This is a genomic window from Pantoea sp. CTOTU49201, from assembly GCF_032054795.1.
Taxonomy (GTDB): domain Bacteria; phylum Pseudomonadota; class Gammaproteobacteria; order Enterobacterales; family Enterobacteriaceae; genus Pantoea; species Pantoea symbiotica.
The window spans coordinates 1-2270 of sequence record NZ_DAMBSA010000564.1 but is presented as its reverse complement, the minus strand read 5'-3'; the positions used below and the strand labels follow the sequence as shown (position 1 = coordinate 2270).

The 2270-nt window shown below is 55.0% G+C and carries 2 protein-coding genes; both read left to right on the top strand.

What is annotated here, in order from left to right:
* On the top strand, positions 1–1684 hold a 1684-nt coding region (cydC, locus tag RTY00_RS23790), incomplete at its 5' end, for a heme ABC transporter ATP-binding protein/permease CydC (RefSeq protein ID WP_312666613.1).
* A 33-nt stretch (positions 1685–1717) separates the two neighbouring features.
* Positions 1718–2270: leucyl/phenylalanyl-tRNA--protein transferase (aat, locus tag RTY00_RS23785; protein ID WP_312666612.1), on the top strand; the 553-nt coding region annotated here is incomplete at its 3' end.

Here is a 2270-nt window from a genome sequence, read left to right as displayed (position 1 = left end):
GCGTTTAGGGCTTGGCGTTGTTCTTGCCATCGTCACCTTGCTTGCCAGTATTGGATTACTGACCTTATCCGGCTGGTTCCTCGCCGCCTCTTCTTTGGCGGGTGTTGCGGGACTTTACACGTTCAACTATATGTTGCCCGCAGCTGGCGTACGTGGCGCGGCGATCACCCGCACAGCTGCACGTTATTTTGAGCGCCTGGTGAGCCACGATGCCACCTTCCGCGTACTGCAACATTTGCGCGTATTTACCTTTTGCAAACTTATCGCCCTCGCGCCAGAACAGCTGGCTCGTTTTCGTCAGGGCGAGTTACTCAACCGTTTTGTCAGCGACGTAGATACACTCGACCATCTCTACCTGCGTGTGATCTCGCCGTTAATTGGCGCAGCCGTAGTGATTGTGGTGGTCACCTGCGGTTTGGCGCTACTGGATGTACCCTTAGCTTTGCTGCTCGGCGGCATTATGCTACTAACGCTGTTGCTCATGCCGCCGCTGTTCTGGCGGCTTGGCACTTCAGCCGGATACCAGATTGCCCAGCATCAGGCCAGCTGGCGCATGCAGTTGACGCACTGGATTACCGGTCTGTCCGAGCTGAAAATTTATGGCGCTGCACATCTGTGGCGCGCCCAGCTTGATCGCGAAGAACTCAACTGGCAGCAGGCGCAACGCAGACAACATCGCCTGCAGGCGCTGGCGCAAAGTCTGCTGCTGGTCATCAGCGGCGCAACGGTGACGCTGTTGTTATGGATCTCCGCCAATGGCGTAGGGGGAAACAGTGCACCGGGCGCATTTATCGCGCTGTTTGTGTTCTGCGGACTGGCGGCATTTGAAGCGCTGGCCCCGGTTGCCGGAGCGTTTCTGCCGCTTTCGCAGGTGACCAGCGCCGCTAAGCGGGTTCAGGAAATCATTGAACAGCCCGCCGCAATCCGTTTTCCCAACGCTAAAATCAGTAGTGCTTCAGGTATTAACCTGAAAATGGAAAACATCATTTTCAGCTATCCGCAGCGTCCTGAACCGGTGTTGCAGAATTTCTCTTTATCGCTAAATGCAGGCGAACATCTGGCGCTGCTCGGTCCAACCGGCTGCGGCAAATCCAGCCTGCTGGCGATGATTACCCGAGGTTGGGAAGCGCAACAAGGTTCGATTAGCCTGAACGATAGCGATATCGCTTTATGGGATGAAGCTTCGCTGCGCAGCCGCATTAGCGTGGTAACACAGCGCGTGCATCTGTTTAGCCAAACGCTGCGCGATAATCTGTTGCTGGCAAAACCTGATGCCAGTGATGAGCAACTGGTTGATGCATTAAACAAGGTCGGTCTGGCTCATCTGGCCGAGCACAACGAAGGATTGAACGCATGGATGGGCGATGGCGGTCGACCGTTATCTGGCGGTGAACTGCGTCGTCTGGCAATTGCGCGCGCTCTGTTGCACGATGGCGATTTGTGGCTGCTGGATGAACCCACTGAAGGTCTTGATGCCAGCACCGAGCAGCAGATTCTGACGCTATTGCAGCACGTCACCCGTGGTAAAACGCTGATTATGGTGACGCATCGCTTAAGCGGTTTAGATGCCATGGACCGTATTTGCGTTATGGATCAGGGACAGATTATTGAATCCGGTTCGCACGCCGAATTAATCTCAAAAGCAGGCCGCTACTGGCGTTTCCATCAGCGCTTTACGCTATAGTCTTAGCCAACAGCCCTGAGTGTGATTGACGCAATGAGACTGATACAGCTTTCACGAGATTCATTAAATTTCCCACCACCGGAAATGGCGCTGCGCGAGCCCAATGGATTATTGGCGATGGGCGGCGATCTCTCCCCTGCTCGCCTGATGAATGCTTATCAGCGTGGCATTTTTCCGTGGTTTTCTCCGGGCGATCCGATTCTTTGGTGGTCGCCGGATCCCCGCGCGGTAATGCTGCCAGAATCTTTCCATCTCAGCCGTAGTATGGCGCGCTTCCATAAGCGCTCACCGTATCGCGTCACCATGAATCATGCGTTTCCGCAGGTGCTGGAAGGCTGCGCAAGCGGTCGACAGGAAGGTACGTGGATTACGTTTGAAGTGAAACGTGCGTGGCTACGGTTGTACGAACTGGGCCATGCACATTCGATCGAAGTCTGGTGCGATCAGCAACTGGTCGGCGGGATGTATGGTTTGGCGCTGGGGCAAATTTTTTGCGGTGAATCGATGTTTAGCCGCCAGGAAAACGCTTCTAAAACCGCGCTCTGGGTTTTCGCGCAACATTTTCTCGCGCATCAGGGCCGGCTGA